Origin of the sequence: Terrisporobacter hibernicus, from assembly GCF_020809405.1 — a bacterium.
Taxonomy (GTDB): Bacteria; Bacillota; Clostridia; order Peptostreptococcales; family Peptostreptococcaceae; genus Terrisporobacter; species Terrisporobacter petrolearius.
Genome location: NZ_CP081135.1, coordinates 3,290,474 through 3,310,914, shown reverse-complemented (window position 1 = coordinate 3,310,914; position 20,441 = coordinate 3,290,474). Strand labels below are relative to the sequence as shown.

Sequence of the window (20,441 nt, the reverse complement as noted above, 5' to 3'; positions counted from 1 at the left end):
ATTATACATGAAATTTTAATGCAGAAGACCATTTGGTTAAATATATCTATTCTAAAAATAAAACCTATCAATTATTTAATAATTTTTTATTTATATTTACTTATTTAAATATTCCCTTATTTCCTTTAAATAATTTCTTCTTATTATTAAGAAATAAATAATTAAAACTATAAAGAAACTTCCCATAACTATATATGCTGATGAAGCTACTTCCATATTAAAGGAGTTTTTAACTGCCAAAAGGGCAAATGTTGAGTGCATTACAGCTATTACATATGGTGCTAAAAACAAAATTCCTATTTCTATTGTTGAAATTTTTCTTATTTCTTTATATGTTAGACCTATTTTATTAAGCTTCATATACTTTTCTTTGTCTTCCTGACAATCCATATAAATCTTGTTGTATAAAAAACTACTTGCTGTAACGAAAAATATTAATCCTATAAATATAGTTAAAAACAACAAGGTAGAAAAAATTGTTTTTCCATAATCAAGTACAAAAGATTTTGATAAAAATTTATACGTTCCATTATTTAATTCTTCTTTATGAGTATTTTCAAAGTTTTTGCACACATTCAAAGTTCTCATATAATTTTGTGAATCAAAAGTAGTGAATTCATCTTCTACACAGTTATTTGTTTCATCATATAAATTATCTTTAACCACATATATATCATAATAAGCTGGCATAACAGACTTTTCTACTTGTCTAACAACTTTTAAATTATTATCATCTAATACAACTTTATTATTTACTTTTTTATTTTCAAATAGTGTTAAGGATATTGCTTCATTTTCTTTAAAGTTCACTGTTTGTTGATTTAATTTTTCAGCCAGCTCTTTATACTTGGATTCTTTAATTATTTTAATGGATTTTTCTTTATCCTTTGAGAAAACTGTTTTTATCTCTCCCCTTATTTTATAATAAGGAATCTTTTCTTCTTTCAATAAATTTTCCAACAAATCAACTTTATCCATATAATCTTTTTTATCAAATTCATCCAAATTATCAAGCATACTTTTATTTGTTGCAAAGTGTATAGCTTGAGGATAAGCCAACTCAACTTGTCTAGTTTGATCTTTCCAATAGGCATATACTGCACCTATAGCAGTAAATGCAACTGCTGAGGTTATACATATTAAGAAAAACATTCTTGTATTGTCTTTCATTTTATAATACAAATTTGATATGCATAACATATTAGTATTTTTCTTATAAAATTTTTTATTATTTTTTATAGTTTTTATAATAAATACACTAAGTTGAGAAAACAATAAATATGTTGATATAATAGTCATAAATGTTACTGGTGCTATGGTATTTACCAATTGTATTTTTGTAACTGTCACCGCTTTATAATATGACCATACAAAAAGAGCTATACACAATATAACAAGTAATATAGAAAACTTTGGCTCTGGTCTTTGAGTTTCGCTCCCCTTTAACAATTTTAAAACTTTATCTTCTTTTACTACAAAAGAAATAAACAAAGATATTAATAGGGAAAGTAGCATAAAGTAAATTATGGTTGCTATCATTGACATTGCTGGAATATAAAACTTTAGTGGCTCTATTCCCAGTAAATTTGATATGGCTATTAAAATTATCTTAGAAAAAATCAGTCCGACTGCTACACCAAGAGTAGATGATAATGCATTTATAATAAAGTTTTCTATAAAAATCATCTTTTGAACTTGTTTACTTGATATTCCCAAACTGTATAATATGCCAAACTCTTTACTTCTACCTTTCAAAAAAACACTTACTGAATAAAACACAAAGAAAAATAAAAACACATATACAATAATCGAGCATACTTTAATTGTTAACAGTAAATAATCATCAAATGTTGAAGTGTCTAAATTGGGATGATTTATAAACATATTAAAGGAAAATAACAAAGCTGAAGATATTAAAATGCTAAAGAAATATCCTAAATAAGACTTAGTGTTTCTCTTTACATTTTTATATGCAAATTGGACAAAGTTCATTATTTAGTACCTCCCAATAAAGAAAGTACATCTATTATTTCTTGATAAAATTGAATTCTATTTTCACCTTTATAAATTTCGTTGTAAATCTCTCCATCTTTTATAAACAGTATTCTATTACAATAGCTAGCTGCTAAAGGATCATGAGTAACCATCATAGTAGTTACTTTTTCTTCTTTATTTATTTTCTCCAAATATTCCATTACATCTCTTGCTGATGCAGAATCAAGATTTCCCGTTGGTTCATCTGCCAGTACTAAAGTAGGATTATTAATTAATGCCCTTCCTATGGCAGTTCTTTGAGCCTGCCCTCCAGAAACTTCATAAGTCCTTTTATCTAATAAGTTTTCAATTCCCAATATTTTTGAAACTTTATTTAATCTATTTTCTTGTTCTTTTAAATCTACATTGTCTAGGGTTAAAGGTAAAATCATATTTTCACCAATTGTCAATGTATTTAATAAATTAAAATCTTGAAATACAAATCCAAGTTCTCTTCTTCTAAATAAAGCTAGGTCATCACCTTTTAGCTTTAAAATATTTTCTCCTCTTAATGTTATTGTTCCTGATGTTGGTTTATCAATAGTTGAGATAAGATTTAAAAGTGTAGTTTTTCCACTACCACTAGGCCCCATTATACCCACAAACTCTCCATCATCAATAGCAAAACTTATGTTATTTAGAGCTGTTGAAATTACTTTTTTACCATATACTTTTTTTAAATTTTTTATATTTAATATTTCCATCATTCTTCTTCCTTTCTAAATTAATTGATTTTTCTTATATACCAATTTTAATTTAGATTTAAATATGTAACTATCTGCAAACCTTTCAAGAGTATTACATTCATGTAAGGTTTGTATATTTTAAAAGTCAGTAGTTCATTTACCACTGACTTCTCATTTCATAAATAATATGGATGCTTTCGTTCCTTTTTTCTCTTGGGATTTTATTTCTATATTATGTCCTAAATTATCACAAACTGTTTTTGCTATGTAAAGTCCCATACCTGTGGATTCTCCATATTTACGTCCATTTTCACCTGTAAAAAATAAATCAAAAACTCTTTTTATATCCTTCTTGCAAATTCCTACTCCTTCATCAATTATATCTAATGAAATATATATTTCATTTTCTTCATAATCTATAGTTATATATTTTCCATAACCTTTTGAGTATTTTACTCCATTTATAATAATTTGTTTTATTACAAATTTTATCCACTTCTTGTCAGTGTATACTTCTATGTCCTTGTTCAGATTCACCTTTGGCATTATTTTATTTTTTATAAATAATCTTTTTTCTTCATTTACAATTTCCATGATTTCATCATATAAATTAACTCTTTCAATTACAAAATCTTTTTCAAATTCATCTAGTCGTGCAAAATACATTGCCATATTTAATCCTTTGTCTAATTTATCTACTTCCTGCATAATTTCTGCCTGAATTTCCTCTCCTTCATAATCTTGAAGTTGAAGATTTATTACTGATAAGGGAGTTTTCATTTGATGTATCCAGTGATTTATAAAAGTTAAATGCTCATCATGCTTTTTCCTTTGCTCTTGCAAAGAATTTATGTATAACTCATATTGATTTTCTAAAATTAATGATACATTTTTACCTAAGTCAGATCTTCCAAGGTCCACAAAGGACTCGTCTAAAGTATTTATTTTTTTTCCAAAAAAGTTATATATTTTTTTAGAGTTTAAGTATTTGTATATTATAAAACAACTTATTATAAAAGTGTTAAACAATAATATATATATAGTTTCACTAAAATTTATATATTTCATCATATTACAATAAAAAAGTGTAATTACAAGTCCTAAATAATAAACAAAAACATATCCCTTATATTCTCTTATAAATAATTTCATATTCTTACCTACCAAGTTTTATTTAGTTTGTATCCAACACCTCTAACTGTTTGAACTCCATCCTCTATTCCCAAATCATAAAGTCTTTTTCTTATTCTACTTACATTCACATTTAGTGTATTTTCTTCTACAAATTCAATATCATCCCATATTTTTTCCAATAAATAATCTCTACTCACTACCTTTGGATATTTTTTTATAAGACATTCCAAAAGTATTCCTTCCTTTTTAGTTAGAACTAAATCTTTACTCTTATACTTTAGTTCTAATCTTTCTGGATAAAACTTCAATCCATCAAGTTCTACAATTCGTTCATCCAGCTTTGGAGAGTATTCACCATATGCTCTTCTTATATAACTTTTTATCTTTGCAATTACTACATCGTAATAAAATGGCTTAGTTATATAATCGTCTGCTCCACTTTCCAAAGCCCTAATTTGATCCATTCCACTGTCCCTTGCCGATATGAAAATTATTGGTACATTTGATTTTTGTCTTATTTTTGTACACCAATAAAAACCATCAAACTTTGGCAAGTTAACATCTAATAACATTACACTTGGAGTAAGCTCATCAAACTCTTCCATAATATTATTAAAGTTTTCAACTATTACTGCCTCGAAACCATATTTATTCATGTAATCTTTTAATAAGGTGCTAATTGATGTGTCGTCTTCCACAATATAAATTATATTATTCATATTACACCTCCTCCAGTATTTATCTTACAAATAGTTATTTATATTTATCATAAATATAACATTTAATCTATGATTTTATCAATAAAACATCCAATAATAATATACATCCTAAGACTATTCTATACCACCCAAAAACTTTAAAGTCATGCTTTTTAATATAATCCATAAGAAACTTTATAACAAATAAAGATACTATAAATGATATTATTATTCCAACTATTAAAACAGCTCCCTCCAAACTTGTAAATACAACACCAAATTTAATTAACTTTAATAAGCTGGCACCTAACATCACTGGTATGGCTAAAAAGAAAGTAAACTCCGCAGCAACCCCTCTGGAAACTCCCAATAATAACGCTCCTACTATAGTTGCTCCTGAACGTGATGTTCCTGGAAATACTGCTGCTATTAGTTGAAAAACGCCTATAATTATAGCAATTTTGAAACTTAAATTATTTATATTATCCACCTTTGGATTTTTTCCTTTATTATAGTTTTCTATTACTATAAATAAAACACCAAATACTATTAAAACTATGGCTACACTTTTAAAATTATAAAATAGCTCATTTATTTTATCATCCCACAATATCCCTACTATTGCTGCTGGCACACAAGCTATAAAAATTTTCACCCACATAATAAAAATATCTTTTTTTACTATTTCTTTACTTTTAAAATCAAATGGGAATATTCTTTCCCAATACAAAACTACTACTGCCATAATGGCCCCCAACTGTATTACTACAAAATACATTTCTTTAAAAGCTTCTGACATATTTAGCTGTAAAAATTGATCTACTAAAATCATGTGCCCTGTACTACTTATGGGAAGCCACTCTGTAATTCCTTCAATTATACCTAAAATTATAGATTTCAAAATTTCTATCAATTCCATAAATTCTACCTCGCTTTAAAATAAATTTGATTATACTAAAACTTTATTATTTATTTTACATTTAATCTATCTACAAACCTTACACAAAGATTACATCTGTGTAATAAAAAAAGACTAGGACATTACCTAATCTTTTCAATAATTCAACTATTAACTTATACTATTTTTTTCATATTATATGCTTCGTACGTATTTACTAAATTACTTTTCTTGGTAAGCAAGTTCTACAATTTTACTTCCTGTATAAAAATTTTTTTCTCCTCCTAAAACTTTAAAATCATCATTTTCTCCATAGTTTATAGTAAAAACATTTTTATCAAATTCATCATTATCAATATTAAATACAAAAGGTAAATTATTTTTCTTTACTTCTCCCATATGAGAATAATAAACAACTTTTCCTTTGTTCATTAAAACAATTTGATTTGCATCGTCTATTTCTGTAATCTTTAAAAATTTATATCCTACTTTTTCATATATTTCTTCTCTTGGGGTGTTTGGTTTAAATATGTACATCTTGTCCCATTTGATTGAAAGTTGCTTATCAAGACTTATAACTTTACCTTCTTTTCCTTCATTAATCAGTTCTGATAATGAACTCAACATACTTACATAATTTTCAAACAAATCATTTAAATTTTTCTTTGATTCATCAAGCTGTATTATATCACTTGATTTATGTAAAACATCCCATCCAGATTTACTTTCTTTTAACTTTATATTTATCTTTGATATACACTCACCATGCTTACCTGGCTCTGTTACTATTACAGTATCTTTATCCTTATTTTTATAATCATTTTGTTTTATCTGAACATGATTATGTCCACAAACTATAACATCAATTCCACTAACATTTTGGGCTAAATCTTGTATCTTATTTCCAGGGTGTTTTGGTTTTTTAGGTCTTTCTCCAGAATGAACCACTGCTATAATCACATCTGGTTTTTCTTTTTCTTTCATAATATCAACCCATTTTTGACCATCTTTAACTAAATCATTCATATAGAGTTTACCCTCATAACCCTGTTGATCTTTTAGCTCCATTGATTTATCTGTATCTTCTCCTACTTCTTTTAGTGAAAGTCCTAATATACCTACTTTTATAGTTTTATCATCAACTCCCAGTTTTTTTATTATATAAGGCTTTACATAACTTTCTCCATTTTTATTATATGTATTTGCAGACAAAACACTTATGCCTTGCTTTTCAAAATCTGATACCAAGCTATCTAAACCTTTTTTATCCTTTGAAATAAATTCATGATTTCCAAGAGTTACAGTATCAAATCCTGCTTCCTTCATTTCTTTTGCTAAAGGAATATTAGCTTCACTTTCCCCCTCAAAATACTTTAGCATATCTCCTGATGTTCCATATTCTTTATCATAAAAATCTCCTGCATCTACTACAACGGTATTTGAATATTTTGCTTTATCTTCTTTGATAAAATCAACCATTTCATATGGTAATACTCCGTGTAAATCTGTTGTTGCTAAAATATTTATATCTACTGTTTTTGTGGAACTACATCCTGCCAAAAATAGTGATAATAAGGCTATACTTATAGTAATTATTTTTATTACATTTCTATTCATAATATCCTCCCCCTATTTTGTTTTCATTTACATATTACCATATTTTTACTTATTTTTTTATAATTCAAAGTTCTTTCTAATATATGTTCATGTATTTGTTTTTCAACTCTATGACACAAATTTTTAGGTATCATAATCCCTTTACAATAAAAAAAAGTACTCTAGATAAATTCATCCGAGCACCTTAATTTTTTTATTTAATTTTATACTTATAATATATATCTAGAATTCTTCAACTTTTAAATATTCATATCTTTTCTATTATAAATTAAGTAAGTACTTATAATGGATACAATCATTATACAAATACCTATTATAATATATTTCATTTCAAATCCATTTTTTAAAAGGTCTCCTGGTGCATAATAATCAAAAGGCGAAAAATACTTAAGAAACTCAAAATCTTCTTTTAATTTACCTATTATGCCAAATAAATAAGAAACAAAGAATATTCCAATTGATATAGGAATTCCTCCTTTATCTGACTTAACCAAAGCAGATATGAACATTCCTATAAACATAAATACAAGGCCTAAAATAAACATTCCCATATATACTATTTTAATATTTATGAAAAGATCCATAAGTTCCACATTATCTGGTTTTACTGCCATGCAAACAAATATATTAGTTGCACCTATAATTACTATATAAAGAAAATAAATTGAAATTATTGATAATAACTTATAACTTACGATTTTGCCTCTTTTTATTGGTTTTGAATATAAAAATTCTATTGTTCCCTGACTTTCTTCTTTTATAAGAGAGTTAACTCCTAAAATTGCTCCATATACAGCACTTGCCATGGCTATATATTGAATAACATATGCCATATAATTAAATATATCTGAAAAATCTGTTCCTGCATCTATATTAAATGCCTTTAACATATCTACAGATAAGCCACTCATCTTACCATTTACCAATTCTTGCATTCCCATATCCGCCATACTTGGAAACAGTGACATAAATAAAGCTATCATCATACCACAAACTACTGACCAAATAAGACATGATTTTAATAGTCTTTTAAACTCAAATTTAAATATATTCATTATTTATCTTCCTCCTTATTTTCATAATAATTTAAGAAAGTATCTTCCAGGTCTTCTTTTTCTATTAATAATTCATCAATAGTATATTTGCTTAATTCTTTAACTAAATAATTTGCATCTTTGTAATAAAGGAAGACAAATGAATTGTTATTTGACTTATTTAAAATCTTTCCACCTAAGCTTAGTATTATTTCTTCATTAATACCCTTACTGCTTAATGTAACTTTTAGCCCTAGAGTCTTTGTAGCTTTTTCAAGTTCAATTACATCTATTATTTTCCCCTCTTTTATTACAGCTACCCTATCACATAAACTTTGTACTTCGTTTAAATTGTGAGATGATAAGAAAACAGTATTTCCTTTTTCCTTCTCTTTCACTAATATATTAAATAACTTTTTTTGCATTAGAGGATCTAGACCATTAGTAGGCTCATCTAAAATTAAAAGTTTTGGATTTTGAACTAATGCTTGTGCAATAGCTACTTTTTTCTTATTTCCTAAACTAAGTTCTTCCATTTTCTTTTCCATGTCTAATTCTAAATCTGTACATATTTGTGATAATTCTTCATCACTAACATTTGGATAAAAACTTTGAGCATATTTCATTATATCCTTTACTTTAACTGTGTCATAATATTTAACTTCACTAGGCACATATCCTATGTTTTCTTTTATTTTACAATTATCTTTTACAATATCCATTCCAAATATGGTTGCACTTCCACCAGTTGGATATATGAAGTTTAGTAATGTCTTTATTGTAGTAGATTTTCCTGCACCATTTGGTCCAATAAAGCCATAAATTTCTCCTTCATTTACACTTATATTAATATTTTCAATTCCTCTGTTTTTCTTATACGATTTTGTTAGATTCTTAGTTTCAATTATCTTCACTACAAATCCCCCATTTTAATTTTATTTTATAATATTAGTATAGAGTTAGTTGTTTATGCTTTCAAACATTTTATAAAAAATAACAAAAAGATTTACTAAGTCTTATAACCTAGTAAATCTTTTTAACTTGACTAAATCTAAATGGATTTAATCTAATTGCATTGTTGTATAAAAATGGATAAGATTTATTTAAATACTTTAAGTAATCAACCCATTGCATAGCAATATTTTTATAAACTCTTAAAATATCTTTTTCTAAATGACTAATATCTAACTGATTGTTTTTATCATTTTTGTAAAAAATAATCTCGTCTCTTAAATGTATTACGGACATAAGTAAATCTGTAAATATTTCATGTTCTGTTATATTTTCATTACTGATTAAATTCACTAATAAGTTGCTATTTTCAAGCAAAACATCCTTTATTTCATCCAGATCTATATCTTCCATATCAATAGTATAATTATGCTTTTCAACTTGATTTTTTACATCATCCAAATTATTAAAAGAAGTTATGGAGTTTTTACCTCCTTTATCTGCTTTTATAATTAGACGCATCAATTTGTATCCTACTTCAGTAAAAAATAGTCCAATTAACATACTAAGCTTTTCCATTCTTTCTTGCTTAGCTTTATAATCTATTAATCTTTCCAATATTAATGTAACAACTAAACTGTTTACAGGAATAAAACATAAATTCATTAATGAATAATATGCTGTGTTTACAGCTTGGCCAAATACTAAGTAATGTATTAGAAACATAATAGCAGATAAACCTACTAATACTAGTGATACTACAATATAATATTTTTTATTCTTCATTATTTTCCTCCTAATTTTACCAATACCTTGATTATTATATCATAGGAAGAAATTTTTGACTTATTATATTTATAATATTCTATCACTTATATTTATTATCCTAGTAAAACATCATTCATATCGTATAGTCCATTTTCTGCATTTACAATAAACTTAGCTGCCATAACAGCGCCTTTGGCAAATATCATATTTGAACCAGCTTTATGTTTTATTTCTAGTACTTCATCATCTCCTGCAAAAATTACATCGTTGTCTCCTATAATTGTTCCACCTCTTATAGTATGTATGCCTAATTCATTTTCTTGTCTTTTAGCATTTTTTCCATGTCTTCCGTAAATATTTGTAAGTTCATTTCTTACTTCTTTAATAGCATCTGCTGTCATAAAAGCCGTTCCACATGGACAATCTTCTTTTCTATTGTGGTGTTTTTCTATTATTTCTATATCAAATCCATCTAATAATCTAGTTGCTGTTTTTACTAATTGAAGCATCACAGTTATACCAATTGATGTATTTGAAGATTTAAATACTGGTATTAATTTTGATACTTCTTTAACTTTCTCATTTTGTTCATCACTGTGAGCTGTAGTACCTATAATTACTGGTGTTTTAGTACTTACACCATAGTCTAAAATTTCTTCTAGTCTAGATGCTTTCGAAAAATCTATTATTGCATCTGCTTTTCCTTGTATATCACTAAACTTTGGATATATTTTAAAATCTACGTCTTTTAAATCATGATCTGAAACTGCACAAAATACTTCTACTCCCTCAGTTTCATTTATACATTTTACTATTTCTCTTCCTGTATTTCCAAGACCACTTACTATTATTTTTATCATCACAAAATCTCCCCTGTACAATAATATGTATTTCCACTATAATGGTAATTTATTATATACATTTATGTCAATTAATTCACATAAAAATACCCTATTCTCCAAATGAAAATAGGGTATTTTTAATTATTATTAAATATCATCGTCTCTTCTATGAATAGATTTTTCACGAAATAACACTACCCTTGAAGTCCATGGGCTTGTCTATCCATATTTTCAATTACAACATCATGAATATCTCCCTTTGAAGCGCAGTATTCAAGTACCTTCCATGGAGTATTAGTGTGAAAGTGAATTTTAATTAAGCTTTCATCACCAACAGCAAGTAAACAATCTCCTTTAATATTTTCTGTTATGTAATCATTTATTTCATCTTCACTAAGATTAGTTCCTTCAATTAATAATTGTGTATCAAATTTATACTCTAACATATTCATACTCCTTTTCTAATTTATTATTTTATGCAATATACTTTTTCTAATAATTATATTATACACTAGTAATATGTGGTTCTAAACATTTTACTTTTAAAAATAATGACCACCCTCAAAACCATGAAGGTGGTCATACAAATTTCTAAATCACAAAATATTTTATATTTATTTAATTGCTTTTGCCATAAACTTAGCCATATGTCTGTTAATATAATCATCAATGTCGTCCTTATCACTATCAAATCCCCAGTTGTCTTCTAACACTCTTATACTTCTATAAGTTAGTCCCACATCACCTTTTAATTTAAAATCTATTAAATCATATAGCCAACATTCACGAGCATTTTCTTCCCAAAGGTCATTAGATTTAATATACTCATCTAAAATTAATTTGTATCTCAATAAAGTGAAACGGTCTATAGTTATATTATTTATTCCTACATTAAATTTACTTCCCCTTGTCATATGTTACCCCCTAAGATATATTTTCAATTAAATTATAACATAGGTAAGTACATTTTAGGATTATTTGTCAGTATAAACAATTTTTCCTTCGCTAATTGTGTATTTAACTTTTCCAAATAGTTTTTCACCTATAAAAGGAGAGTTACTTGATTTAGAATCAAAGTCTTTTACTGTCCATTCTTCATCTGGGTTAAATATTAAAATATCTGCAATAGCTCCTTCTTTAATAAATCCTCTGTCTAAATTGTAAAGTTTTGCAGGGTTTATAGTCATTTTTTCTAATAATCCCATTAGGCTTAAATGTTTCTCTTTTACTAAAGATGTTATACCTAATGCTAAAGATGTCTCCAAACCTATGATACCACTTGGACAGGCAGCAAACGCACGACTTTTTTCTTCTATAATATGTGGTGCATGATCTGTTGCTATTATTTCTATTGTATTATCTTTTAATCCTTCAATTATTGTTTGCTTATCTTTATGTGTTCTAAGTGGTGGATTCATCTTTGCCAATGACCCATGTTTTAGTACATCTTCTTCAGTTAAAGTAAAGTGGTGAGGCGCTGCCTCTGCATAAACTTTTGCTCCAAGTGATTTTGCAAATCTTACTGTTTCTACTGCTACACCTGAACTTATATGTTGAATACTTACTTTCGCTCCTGTTTCTAAGGCAATCATACAGTCTCTAGCTACCATAACATCCTCTGCACAAGTTTTGGCTCCACCTTTAAGACCTAATTTTTTAGCTATTTCACTGTCATTTACACCAGCAGTCTCTATAAAATTAGAATCTTCCTCGTGAAGGCTTATTGGCACATCAAGTTCCTTAGCTTTATTCATTGCTTTATATAAGATTTCTGTATCCATTATAGCTATACCATCATCACTAAATCCTACAGCACCATTTTCTAATAGTTCTTCAAAGTTTGTTAATTCTTTTCCTCTAAAACTTTTTGTTATGCTACCAACTTGAAGTACATTAATGCAAGCTTCTTTTGCTTTTTCATTTACATAATTTAGCGTTTTTACATTATCAACTACAGGTTTTGTGTTTGCCATACAAACAACAGTTGTAAATCCACCTCTTGCTGCAGATTTTGCTCCAGTTAATATATCTTCTTTATATGTGAAACCTGGATCTCTAAAATGAACATGAACATCAATTAGCCCTGGAGAAACTATATATCCTTTTGCATCTATTATTTTTTTAAATTTTTCATTAACTTCTATTTTACCAATTTTTTTAATTTTCCCACCATCAATAGCTATATCTACTACTTCATCTTTTTTGCTCAATGGATCAATTAATCTACCATTTTTTATTAAAAGCATAAATACCTCCTTTGCAATATCTATTTATATATAAATTATAAATATTGTACCATTTTTTATTAAAAAATAAAAAAGAATTTTATCAACACATACATAAAATCCTTATTTTTTAATATTATTCAGTTTTTACCATAATAGGCTCTAAAATGTAATTTGAAAAATATTCATTTTTTAAAGTATATAATTTAATGAAATTTTTAGAATTTATATAAAATTTTGTTTTTTGAAATTTTTGTCGAAAAATAGGTTTACAAATTTATTATTATAATGTAAAATGTTTTTTATACGTAAGAGGAAATCTTTCATCAATTGAGGAAAGGCTTATCCTCAAAATTTAATTCCTTAAACTTTTTCAGAGGAATTAGCAATAATTTTAGGAGGAAATCGATATGATTCAAATTTTAACAGGTACTGCTTTATTATTAGTAGTATTAGCACTATTTACTTTATTTAGTTACAAAGCACCACAAGGTATGAAAGCAATGGGTGGACTTGCAAACGCTGCAGTTGCATCATTCTTAGTTGAAGCTTTCCACTTCTCATTCTTTGGTCAAGTTTTAGGAATGAAATTCCTTGAAAACGTAGGAGCAGCAAACGGTTCATTAGGTGGTGTTGCCGCTGCAACTTTAGTACCATTAGCTCTTGGAGTTTCTCCAGTATATGCTGTAATGGTTGGTCTTACATGTTTAAACTTCAAGATATTACCAGGATTTTTAGCTGGTTACCTAGTATCATTTGTTATTAAAAAGTTAGAAGAAAAAGTTCCTGCTGGACTTGATTTAATCGTTATAATATTAGTAGCTGCTCCACTTGCATTTGGTATAGGACAATTTACTAGTCCAGTTGTAAATGGTGTTCTTGAAACAATAGGTACAGTATTAACTCAAGCATCATCTGCATCTCCAATATTAATGGGTGTAATACTTGGTGGTTTAATAACAGTTGTTGCTACTGCTCCACTTAGCTCAATGGCTTTAACAGCTATGATCGGCTTAACTGGTGCTCCAATGGCAATAGGTGCATTATCAGTATTTGGTTCTTCTTTCATGAACTTTGTATTCTTCTCAAAAATGAAGTTCGGTTCTAAGAAAGATAATATATCAGTTGCTATAGAGCCATTAACTCAAGCTGACTTAATATCTGCTAACCCAATACCAGTATATGTTACTAACTTTATAGGTGGTGCAATGTCTGGTGTAATAATAGCTATGATGGGACTTGTAAACAACTCTCCAGGAACTGCTACTCCAATAGCTGGTTTCGCAGTAATGTTTGCTTATAACCCACCAATGCAAGTTTTAATAACTGCTGCTGGTTGTATTGCAGTATCAATAGCTGCTGGTTTCATAGGATATGCAATATTCAAAAACTACAAAATAACTACTGCTGATGTAGTTCGTGGAACTAACTCAGATGATATAGCTGCTTAATATATTTAAATAGCAAATTAAAAAGCCTAAAGGTTTAATATAAATTATTCCTTTAAGCTTTTTTTTTATTCAAATAATCAATTTCCATATTTTAATTTATACCTTTTCCTTTCTTAATTATTTATTATATTTTTTAAGATCATTATTTATCTTATAGCATTTCTCTTCTTTTTGTAGATTTTATAAATAATTCTTCCAATCCACTTTTATCTTCATCTTCTATACATTTTTTTATTTTGTTTACTTCATTTTCAAAGCTATTTATGGCATTAAGCAAATTTTCTTTATTTCCTAGAAATAATAAACTCCACAATTCTTCATTCATATTTGCAATTCTGGTTAAATCTTTATAGCTATCACCAATAAATTCCCCTGTATTTCTATTATCCAAATCACTATTTATTAATGCTACAGCAAGAACATGTGGTAGTTGACTTGTAAAGGCTATCATCTCATCATGAAACTTAGGAGTAGTTCTTTTAACATGCTTAAAACCCATTTCATAAGCTAGTTTTTCTATTAGTTTTAAATTTTTTTCTTTATTTTTATCATGTTCAATTATCAAGAAATTAGCACCTTCAAATACTTTATTCGTAGCATAGTCTATTCCTTTTTTTTCTCTTCCTGCCATGGGATGAGCAAATACAAAGTCCATATTTTGTGGTAAGATTTCAATTATATCATGAATAAATAATTCCTTTATTCCTGTCACATCTGTAATTAAAGTATTTTCTTTAAATTCATTTTTATTTTTAATAATAAATTTTTTTACTAAATTAGGATATATGGCAAGAACTATTAAGTCTACCTTAGAAATTATTTCATTTTCATTTGTAAATCCTTCTTTTATAATCCCTAGTTTTTTTGCTTTATCTAAAGTATCTGCATTTTTATCTACTCCATAAACTTCTTTGTATCCTGCTTCTTTTAGGGCCATAGCATATCCTCCACCAATCACGCCAAGGCCTACAATTAATATTTTCATAATACACCTCTTAAATTTCTTTCTTTTTATAACACCCCAACAATTTAAAATATTTGCTTTTTCCTTCAATTATACTTATGGCATTTCTTACATTTTCATCGTTAATATTCCCCTCAAAATCAACATATAAAACATATTCCCACAGCCTACTTTTGCTTGGTCTAGATTCTATTTTTACCATGTTGATTTGGTTTTGTGCAAAATGTTTAAGCAAATTATATAAAGTTCCTGCTTTATTATCTAAAGAAAATGTCACAGTCATTTTATTACAATTGTTACTTAACTCTAGTTTTTTGCTAATTATTACAAACTTTGTATTGTTACTTTCATTATCATTTATTCCTTTTTCTATTAAATCCAATCCATAAATTTTTGCTGCTCTTTCACTGGCAATAGCTGCCTTACTTTTATCATTTAAATCTGAAACATGTTTTGCACTTATTGCTGTGTTATAAAAGTATATCAATTTCAAGTTTTCATTATTTTTCAAGAAGTTTTTGCTTTGTTCAAAACCTTGAGGATGAGAGTAAACTTCTTCAATATCCTCAAGTTTGCAACCTTTTATTCCTACCAAATTTTGTTTTATTTTTATACACTCTTCTCCCACAATATAAAATCCATATTTTGATAGCAAATCGTATACAGCAGTTATTGCTCCAGTACATGAATTTTCAAAAGGTAAAATTCCATAATCTATTTCATTCTTATCTAAAGCTATAAACACATCTTCAAATTTGTCATAACTTATTTCATTTTCATTTTCCCCAAAGAATTCAATCATGGCTTCTTCACTGAAAGATCCTTTAACTCCTTGGTAACCAATTATTATATTACTTTTGTTTTTGCCTAAATTTTCTTTTTTATAATCATGTAAATCCACTATTATTCCCCCTATTTAACTATTTTTTATAAGATCTAAAATCCCAATGGCACTAACCCCTTCTATAACAGGCAATGCTCTTTGGACAATACAAGGATCGTGTCTTCCTTCAATTTTTAAAGTAGTTTCTTCCATAGTTCGTATATCCACAGTACCTTGTTCTTTATATATTGAGGGAGTTGGTTTTATTGCCACCCTAAATATTATGGGCATACCATTTGTTATTCCGCCACTTATACCACCATTATTATTAGTTTTAGTTTTAATTTTTTTTCCATCTAAATAGTACTCATCATTGGCTTTGGAACCTTTTATCTTTGTTATATCAAATCCTCTTCCAAACTCAATTCCTTTTACAGCTGGAACTGAAAACATTAAGTGAGCTAAAGTTGATTCAACAGAGTCAAAAAATGGACTTCCTATACCTGCTTTCACACCTAAAATCATACATTCTATAACTCCTCCTACTGAGTCTCCTTCTTTTTTTGCATTTAGAATTTCATCTTTCATTTTATCTTCTAAATTTTTATTTAGTAAAGGAAATTCTTCATATTTTAACGAGTTTATTAATTCTTTATCTAAATCATAGTCTAGAAAACTTTTGTCTTTTATTTCTCCTATGGATTGAATATGTGCTACAATTTCAATTTTTTCTTTTCTTAATATTTGCTTGCAAATTGATCCTGCAAATACTAAGGGTGCTGTTATTCTTCCTGAAAAATGACCTCCTCCTCTATAGTCGTTAAATCCATTGTATTTTACAAATCCGGGATAATCTCCATGACCAGGTCTTATCGTGTTCTTAATCTTAGAATAATCTTTTGATTTATTATCATTATTTTTAATAATTGCGCAAAGAGGAGTTCCTGTAGTTCTTCCTTCAAAATATCCACTTAATATTTTCGGCTCATCATCTTCCTTTCTTAATGTTGAAAGATTATTTTTACCAGGAGCTCTTCTTTTCATTTCCCTCATAATTTCATCCATATCTAAAGCAAACCCAGAAGGCAAGCTATCAATATTGATACCAATAGCACTTCCATGGGATTCTCCAAAAATAGAAATCTTTATATTATTACCCCACATTCCACTCAATACTTATACCTCCTACTTTTTCAAAATCTCCAAAAAAATTCGGATAGGATTTTGATACACAATCATAGTCTTTAATTACTATAGGTTTTTTACATCTACTTGATACTATTGCTAATGTCATGGCTATTCTGTGATCCTTATGACTCCAAACTTCCACATTACCTTCCAATTCATCTACACCCTCAACTATTATACTGTCTTCTTTTTCAATAATATTTGCACCAAGCTTATTAAGTTCACTAGTTATGGCAGAAAGTCTATCACATTCTTTTATTCTAAGTCTTCCCACATTTACTATTTCAGTCCTTCCCTTTGCCAAAACTGCCACTGAAGTAATAACAGGTATTATGTCTGGACACTGACTTCCATCAATATAAGTTGATTTTAATTTTTTTCTTCTTTTGCCTTCAATCTCGTTTCCCTTTGCCAAAATATCCACATTCATTTTTTTCAAAATATTAATAACTTCTTTATCTCCTTGCAAAGAGTCAATATTAAGATCTTTACATACAATTTCATTTCCTAAGGCATCGGCACATAAGAAAAATGCTCCTTGAGAATAATCACCTTCCACTTTGTAATTACGTCCTTCATATTTCTGATTTCCCTTTATTATAAATTCTTCGTAATTATTATTAATTACTTCTATTCCAAAATCTTTTATTACTTTTAAAGTTAAATCAACATAAGATTTTGACTCCAAATCAGTAGTAATAACTATTTTTGAATCTTCTTTTAATAATGGTAGTGTAAATAATAACCCACTTATAAATTGGGAACTTACATTTCCCTCCACTTCAAAAGTTCCACCTTTTAATCTGCCTTCTACTTCCAAATTGAGAATATCTTTTTTAAAAGAATATTTTATATTTTGTTTATCAAAAATGTTGTAGTATGTGTTAAGTGGTCTTTTGCCTAAATTTCCCCTTCCAATAAATCTACTAGATCCATCAAATAACAAAGATATTGGAATTAAAAATCTTAAAGTAGATCCTGATTCATTACAATCTATCATTTTATTTTTCTTTGTATTTTGTATATTTTTGTAAACTCCAACTACCTCCAAATAATCTTCATGTTTTGTGATTATAGCACCTAAAGACTTCATAGCCTCTATAGTTGCAATAATATCATCTGAATAATCTATATTATCAATCCTACATAATTTATCACTTAAAGCTGCACAAATAATTGCTCTATGCGCCATACTCTTTGAAGGAGGTATTTTTAATTCTCCTTTTAACTTTGATGGATAAATTTTTAAATTTCCCATTTTTACAATCCTTTCTTTATTTAAGGTAAATTTATATTTCTCTTCCCACTGCACCAGCAATTATTTTAAGTTCATCCATTAAATCTGCAAATACCTCTGGTTTTATAGATTGGGCCCCATCGCACAAAGCATTTTTAGGGTCGTTATGAACTTCTATAATCAGACCATCTGCACCTACAGCTATAGCAGCTTTTGAAAGAGATTCTACCATCCACCATTTTCCTGTGCCATGACTTGGGTCTACTACTACTGGAAGATGACTTAATTTTTTAATTGCCGGAATCATGCTTAAATCCAGTGTATTTCTTGTGTAAGTCTCAAAAGTCCTTATTCCTCTTTCACAAAGAATAACATTTTCGTTTCCTCCAGCCATAATGTACTCTGCACTCATTAATAACTCTTCTATTGTTGCTGATAAGCCTCTTTTCAATAAAATAGGTTTATTTGTTTTTCCCAACTCTTTTAACAAATCAAAGTTTTGCATATTTCTAGCACCTACTTGAATTATGTCTGCACATTCTACGAATTTTGGTATATCACAAGGAGACATGATTTCTGTTACTATTGGAAGTCCACTTTCCTCTTTTGCTTTATTTAACAAATCAAGTCCTTCGTATTTTAGTCCTTGGAAGCTGTATGGTGATGTTCTAGGTTTGAATGCTCCACCTCTTAAAAATCCTCCGCCGTATTTTTTAACTTCTTTTGCCACTAATTTTATTTGTTCTTCACTTTCCACTGAACAAGGTCCAGCTATCATAGCAATTTTCTTACCACCAATTTTTTGACCACAAACATCTACTACTGTATTTTCTGGATGAAACATTCTATTTGCTTTTTTAAAAGGTTCCTGTACCTTCATAATCTTTTGTACAAATTCATGAGATTCAATAACCCACGGATCTATATTTCTGGTTTCTCCAACTAATCCAAGTATGGTGCATTCTGTCCCTTTACTTTTATCCACTGATACACTTAAACTCTCCAGTTCTTTTATTATCATGTTTATGTCCTCTTCACTAGTTCCTGGTTTTAAAATAACTACCATTTATAATTCCTCCTTATTTTTTTGTAATAAAAAAGAGAACTCATAATGAGTTCTCTGGAATAAACAAATTTAAACTACACTTAATTATTCATGATTATAGATATATTAACACCTATAATAACCCATTAGAAAAGATTTTATATTTTTTTCTGCAAAATAAGTAGCCAGCGCTAAAATAAAAGCCCCAGAACATAGAATAGAAAAAGTTATAAAATTTTGCAGTTAAATTCTTTTCTAATTTTTTCATGATTTTTCCCTTTCTAAATTTTAATTTAAAACATTAAATTTATTTTGTTAGTTTTTATTAATGATATGCATTTTTTTTCTTATTGTCAATCATTTTATTAAAATAATTTTTTTATTATAATCTCCACTATTAAAAAAAAATATGCTCCTCCTCACAATAAATAGTTGATAGACCACTCATCATAAGAAAGAGCATATTTTAATTTGTTCCTAATTTATTTATAATAAATCTTATCCAAAGTATCTTTCTAATAACCCTAAGAATGCTTTACCATGTCTAGCTTCATCTTTACACATTTCATGAACTGTGTCATGTATAGCATCTAATCCTAATTCTTTAGCTCTCTTAGCTATTTTTAATTTCCCTTCAGTAGCTCCATACTCAGCATCAACTCTAGCTCTTAACCCTTCTATTATCTCTGGAGCTACTCCTATTCTATGCTCGTCTGCCCAAACCATTTCACCTTTCATTTCTTCAAACTTATCTGCTCCAACTTTACATACTGGACAGATTTCTGGTGCTGTTTCTCCTTCATGTATATATCCACATACTGTACAAACAAATTTTTCATTTTAATT

The 20,441-nt window shown here is 27.9% G+C and carries 20 protein-coding genes; 1 reads left to right on the top strand and 19 read right to left on the bottom strand.

Annotated elements, in window-relative coordinates:
• Positions 1 to 96: 96 nt before the first annotated feature.
• From JW646_RS16015 to JW646_RS15955, 13 genes are all read right to left on the bottom strand, one after another.
• Positions 97 to 1,992 carry an FtsX-like permease family protein gene (locus tag JW646_RS16015; RefSeq protein WP_228415640.1) on the bottom strand — a complete coding sequence of 632 codons (1,896 nt, stop codon included), beginning with the start codon at positions 1,990 to 1,992 and terminating at the stop codon, positions 97 to 99.
• Positions 1,992 to 2,738, bottom strand: coding sequence for an ABC transporter ATP-binding protein (locus JW646_RS16010; protein WP_148556938.1), 747 nt, complete (start codon positions 2,736 to 2,738; stop codon positions 1,992 to 1,994). The genes JW646_RS16015 and JW646_RS16010 overlap by 1 nt, the downstream gene beginning before the upstream one ends.
• A gap of 153 nt (positions 2,739 to 2,891) precedes the next feature.
• Complete coding sequence (locus tag JW646_RS16005) at positions 2,892 to 3,872, bottom strand: sensor histidine kinase (RefSeq protein WP_228415639.1); 981 nt, start codon at positions 3,870 to 3,872, stop codon at positions 2,892 to 2,894.
• An 8-nt stretch (positions 3,873 to 3,880) separates the two neighbouring features.
• Positions 3,881 to 4,573 carry a response regulator transcription factor gene (locus JW646_RS16000; RefSeq protein ID WP_228415638.1) on the bottom strand — a complete coding sequence of 231 codons (693 nt, stop codon included), beginning with the start codon at positions 4,571 to 4,573 and terminating at the stop codon, positions 3,881 to 3,883.
• Positions 4,574 to 4,640: 67 nt separating this feature from the next.
• Entirely contained in the window at positions 4,641 to 5,471 is an 831-nt protein-coding gene (locus JW646_RS15995; protein WP_148556464.1) for an undecaprenyl-diphosphate phosphatase, read from the bottom strand.
• Between the two features lie 201 nt (positions 5,472 to 5,672).
• The gene (locus JW646_RS15990) at positions 5,673 to 7,067 is read right to left on the bottom strand and encodes a metallophosphoesterase (RefSeq protein WP_148556463.1); all 1,395 of its coding nucleotides are present in this window, start codon (positions 7,065 to 7,067) and stop codon (positions 5,673 to 5,675) included.
• 239 nt (positions 7,068 to 7,306) lie between these two features.
• Positions 7,307 to 8,122, bottom strand: a complete 816-nt coding sequence (locus JW646_RS15985) for an ABC transporter permease subunit (protein WP_228415637.1) — start codon at positions 8,120 to 8,122, stop codon at positions 7,307 to 7,309.
• Positions 8,122 to 9,015 carry an ABC transporter ATP-binding protein gene (locus JW646_RS15980; protein ID WP_148556461.1) on the bottom strand — a complete coding sequence of 298 codons (894 nt, stop codon included), beginning with the start codon at positions 9,013 to 9,015 and terminating at the stop codon, positions 8,122 to 8,124. The genes JW646_RS15985 and JW646_RS15980 overlap by 1 nt, the downstream gene beginning before the upstream one ends.
• Before the next feature lie 109 nt (positions 9,016 to 9,124).
• The gene (locus JW646_RS15975) at positions 9,125 to 9,838 is read right to left on the bottom strand and encodes a hypothetical protein (protein ID WP_148556460.1); all 714 of its coding nucleotides are present in this window, start codon (positions 9,836 to 9,838) and stop codon (positions 9,125 to 9,127) included.
• Between the two features lie 95 nt (positions 9,839 to 9,933).
• On the bottom strand, positions 9,934 to 10,680 hold the full coding sequence (gene dapB, locus JW646_RS15970) for a 4-hydroxy-tetrahydrodipicolinate reductase (RefSeq protein ID WP_187359192.1): 747 nt from the start codon (positions 10,678 to 10,680) through the stop codon (positions 9,934 to 9,936).
• 176 nt (positions 10,681 to 10,856) lie between these two features.
• The gene (locus JW646_RS15965; protein ID WP_074915853.1) at positions 10,857 to 11,108 is read right to left on the bottom strand and encodes a kinase to dihydroxyacetone kinase; all 252 of its coding nucleotides are present in this window, start codon (positions 11,106 to 11,108) and stop codon (positions 10,857 to 10,859) included.
• Between the two features lie 168 nt (positions 11,109 to 11,276).
• Positions 11,277 to 11,576 carry a hypothetical protein gene (locus JW646_RS15960; protein ID WP_074915851.1) on the bottom strand — a complete coding sequence of 100 codons (300 nt, stop codon included), beginning with the start codon at positions 11,574 to 11,576 and terminating at the stop codon, positions 11,277 to 11,279.
• A gap of 60 nt (positions 11,577 to 11,636) precedes the next feature.
• Complete coding sequence (locus tag JW646_RS15955; RefSeq protein ID WP_148556458.1) at positions 11,637 to 12,908, bottom strand: dihydroorotase; 1,272 nt, start codon at positions 12,906 to 12,908, stop codon at positions 11,637 to 11,639.
• Positions 12,909 to 13,297: 389 nt separating this feature from the next.
• On the opposite strand from JW646_RS15955, the gene JW646_RS15950 reads away from it, so the two are divergent.
• Positions 13,298 to 14,338: a PTS sugar transporter subunit IIC gene (locus tag JW646_RS15950; RefSeq protein WP_148556457.1), complete on the top strand. Its 1,041-nt coding sequence runs from the start codon at positions 13,298 to 13,300 to the stop codon at positions 14,336 to 14,338.
• Between the two features lie 151 nt (positions 14,339 to 14,489).
• Here JW646_RS15950 and JW646_RS15945 read toward each other — a convergent pair whose 3' ends face one another.
• From JW646_RS15945 to JW646_RS15920, 6 genes are all read right to left on the bottom strand, one after another.
• Entirely contained in the window at positions 14,490 to 15,323 is an 834-nt protein-coding gene (locus JW646_RS15945) for a prephenate dehydrogenase (protein WP_148556456.1), read from the bottom strand.
• A gap of 10 nt (positions 15,324 to 15,333) precedes the next feature.
• Complete coding sequence (pheA, locus tag JW646_RS15940; RefSeq protein ID WP_228415636.1) at positions 15,334 to 16,203, bottom strand: prephenate dehydratase; 870 nt, start codon at positions 16,201 to 16,203, stop codon at positions 15,334 to 15,336.
• Between the two features lie 15 nt (positions 16,204 to 16,218).
• Positions 16,219 to 17,298, bottom strand: coding sequence for a chorismate synthase (aroC, locus tag JW646_RS15935; protein ID WP_228415635.1), 1,080 nt, complete (start codon positions 17,296 to 17,298; stop codon positions 16,219 to 16,221).
• Positions 17,279 to 18,571: a 3-phosphoshikimate 1-carboxyvinyltransferase gene (aroA, locus tag JW646_RS15930; protein WP_228415634.1), complete on the bottom strand. Its 1,293-nt coding sequence runs from the start codon at positions 18,569 to 18,571 to the stop codon at positions 17,279 to 17,281. Before aroA ends, aroC begins: the two co-directional genes overlap by 20 nt.
• Before the next feature lie 31 nt (positions 18,572 to 18,602).
• The gene (aroF, locus tag JW646_RS15925; protein WP_228415633.1) at positions 18,603 to 19,616 is read right to left on the bottom strand and encodes a 3-deoxy-7-phosphoheptulonate synthase; all 1,014 of its coding nucleotides are present in this window, start codon (positions 19,614 to 19,616) and stop codon (positions 18,603 to 18,605) included.
• A 477-nt stretch (positions 19,617 to 20,093) separates the two neighbouring features.
• Positions 20,094 to 20,402 (bottom strand): rubredoxin-like domain-containing protein, encoded by a 309-nt coding sequence (locus tag JW646_RS15920; RefSeq protein ID WP_228417398.1) that lies wholly within the window; start codon positions 20,400 to 20,402, stop codon positions 20,094 to 20,096.
• Positions 20,403 to 20,441: the final 39 nt, after the last annotated feature.

Excerpts from the sequence above, each read along its gene's own strand:
- JW646_RS16010 (WP_148556938.1), bottom strand. The coding sequence starts at position 2,738 with ATGGAAATATTAAATATAAAAAATTTAAAAAAAGTATATGGTAAAAAA.
- JW646_RS15995 (WP_148556464.1), bottom strand. The coding sequence starts at position 5,471 with ATGGAATTGATAGAAATTTTGAAATCTATAATTTTAGGTATAATTGAA.
- JW646_RS16005 (WP_228415639.1), bottom strand. The coding sequence starts at position 3,872 with ATGAAATTATTTATAAGAGAATATAAGGGATATGTTTTTGTTTATTAT.
- JW646_RS16015 (WP_228415640.1), bottom strand. The coding sequence starts at position 1,992 with ATGAACTTTGTCCAATTTGCATATAAAAATGTAAAGAGAAACACTAAG.
- JW646_RS15950 (WP_148556457.1), top strand. The coding sequence starts at position 13,298 with ATGATTCAAATTTTAACAGGTACTGCTTTATTATTAGTAGTATTAGCA.
- aroA (WP_228415634.1), bottom strand. The coding sequence starts at position 18,571 with ATGGGAAATTTAAAAATTTATCCATCAAAGTTAAAAGGAGAATTAAAA.
- JW646_RS15990 (WP_148556463.1), bottom strand. The coding sequence starts at position 7,067 with ATGAATAGAAATGTAATAAAAATAATTACTATAAGTATAGCCTTATTA.
- JW646_RS15955 (WP_148556458.1), bottom strand. The coding sequence starts at position 12,908 with ATGCTTTTAATAAAAAATGGTAGATTAATTGATCCATTGAGCAAAAAA.
- dapB (WP_187359192.1), bottom strand. The coding sequence starts at position 10,680 with ATGATAAAAATAATAGTAAGTGGTCTTGGAAATACAGGAAGAGAAATA.
- aroF (WP_228415633.1), bottom strand. The coding sequence starts at position 19,616 with ATGGTAGTTATTTTAAAACCAGGAACTAGTGAAGAGGACATAAACATG.
- JW646_RS16000 (WP_228415638.1), bottom strand. The coding sequence starts at position 4,573 with ATGAATAATATAATTTATATTGTGGAAGACGACACATCAATTAGCACC.
- JW646_RS15965 (WP_074915853.1), bottom strand. The coding sequence starts at position 11,108 with ATGTTAGAGTATAAATTTGATACACAATTATTAATTGAAGGAACTAAT.
- JW646_RS15960 (WP_074915851.1), bottom strand. The coding sequence starts at position 11,576 with ATGACAAGGGGAAGTAAATTTAATGTAGGAATAAATAATATAACTATA.
- JW646_RS15975 (WP_148556460.1), bottom strand. The coding sequence starts at position 9,838 with ATGAAGAATAAAAAATATTATATTGTAGTATCACTAGTATTAGTAGGT.
- JW646_RS15945 (WP_148556456.1), bottom strand. The coding sequence starts at position 15,323 with ATGAAAATATTAATTGTAGGCCTTGGCGTGATTGGTGGAGGATATGCT.
- JW646_RS15985 (WP_228415637.1), bottom strand. The coding sequence starts at position 8,122 with ATGAATATATTTAAATTTGAGTTTAAAAGACTATTAAAATCATGTCTT.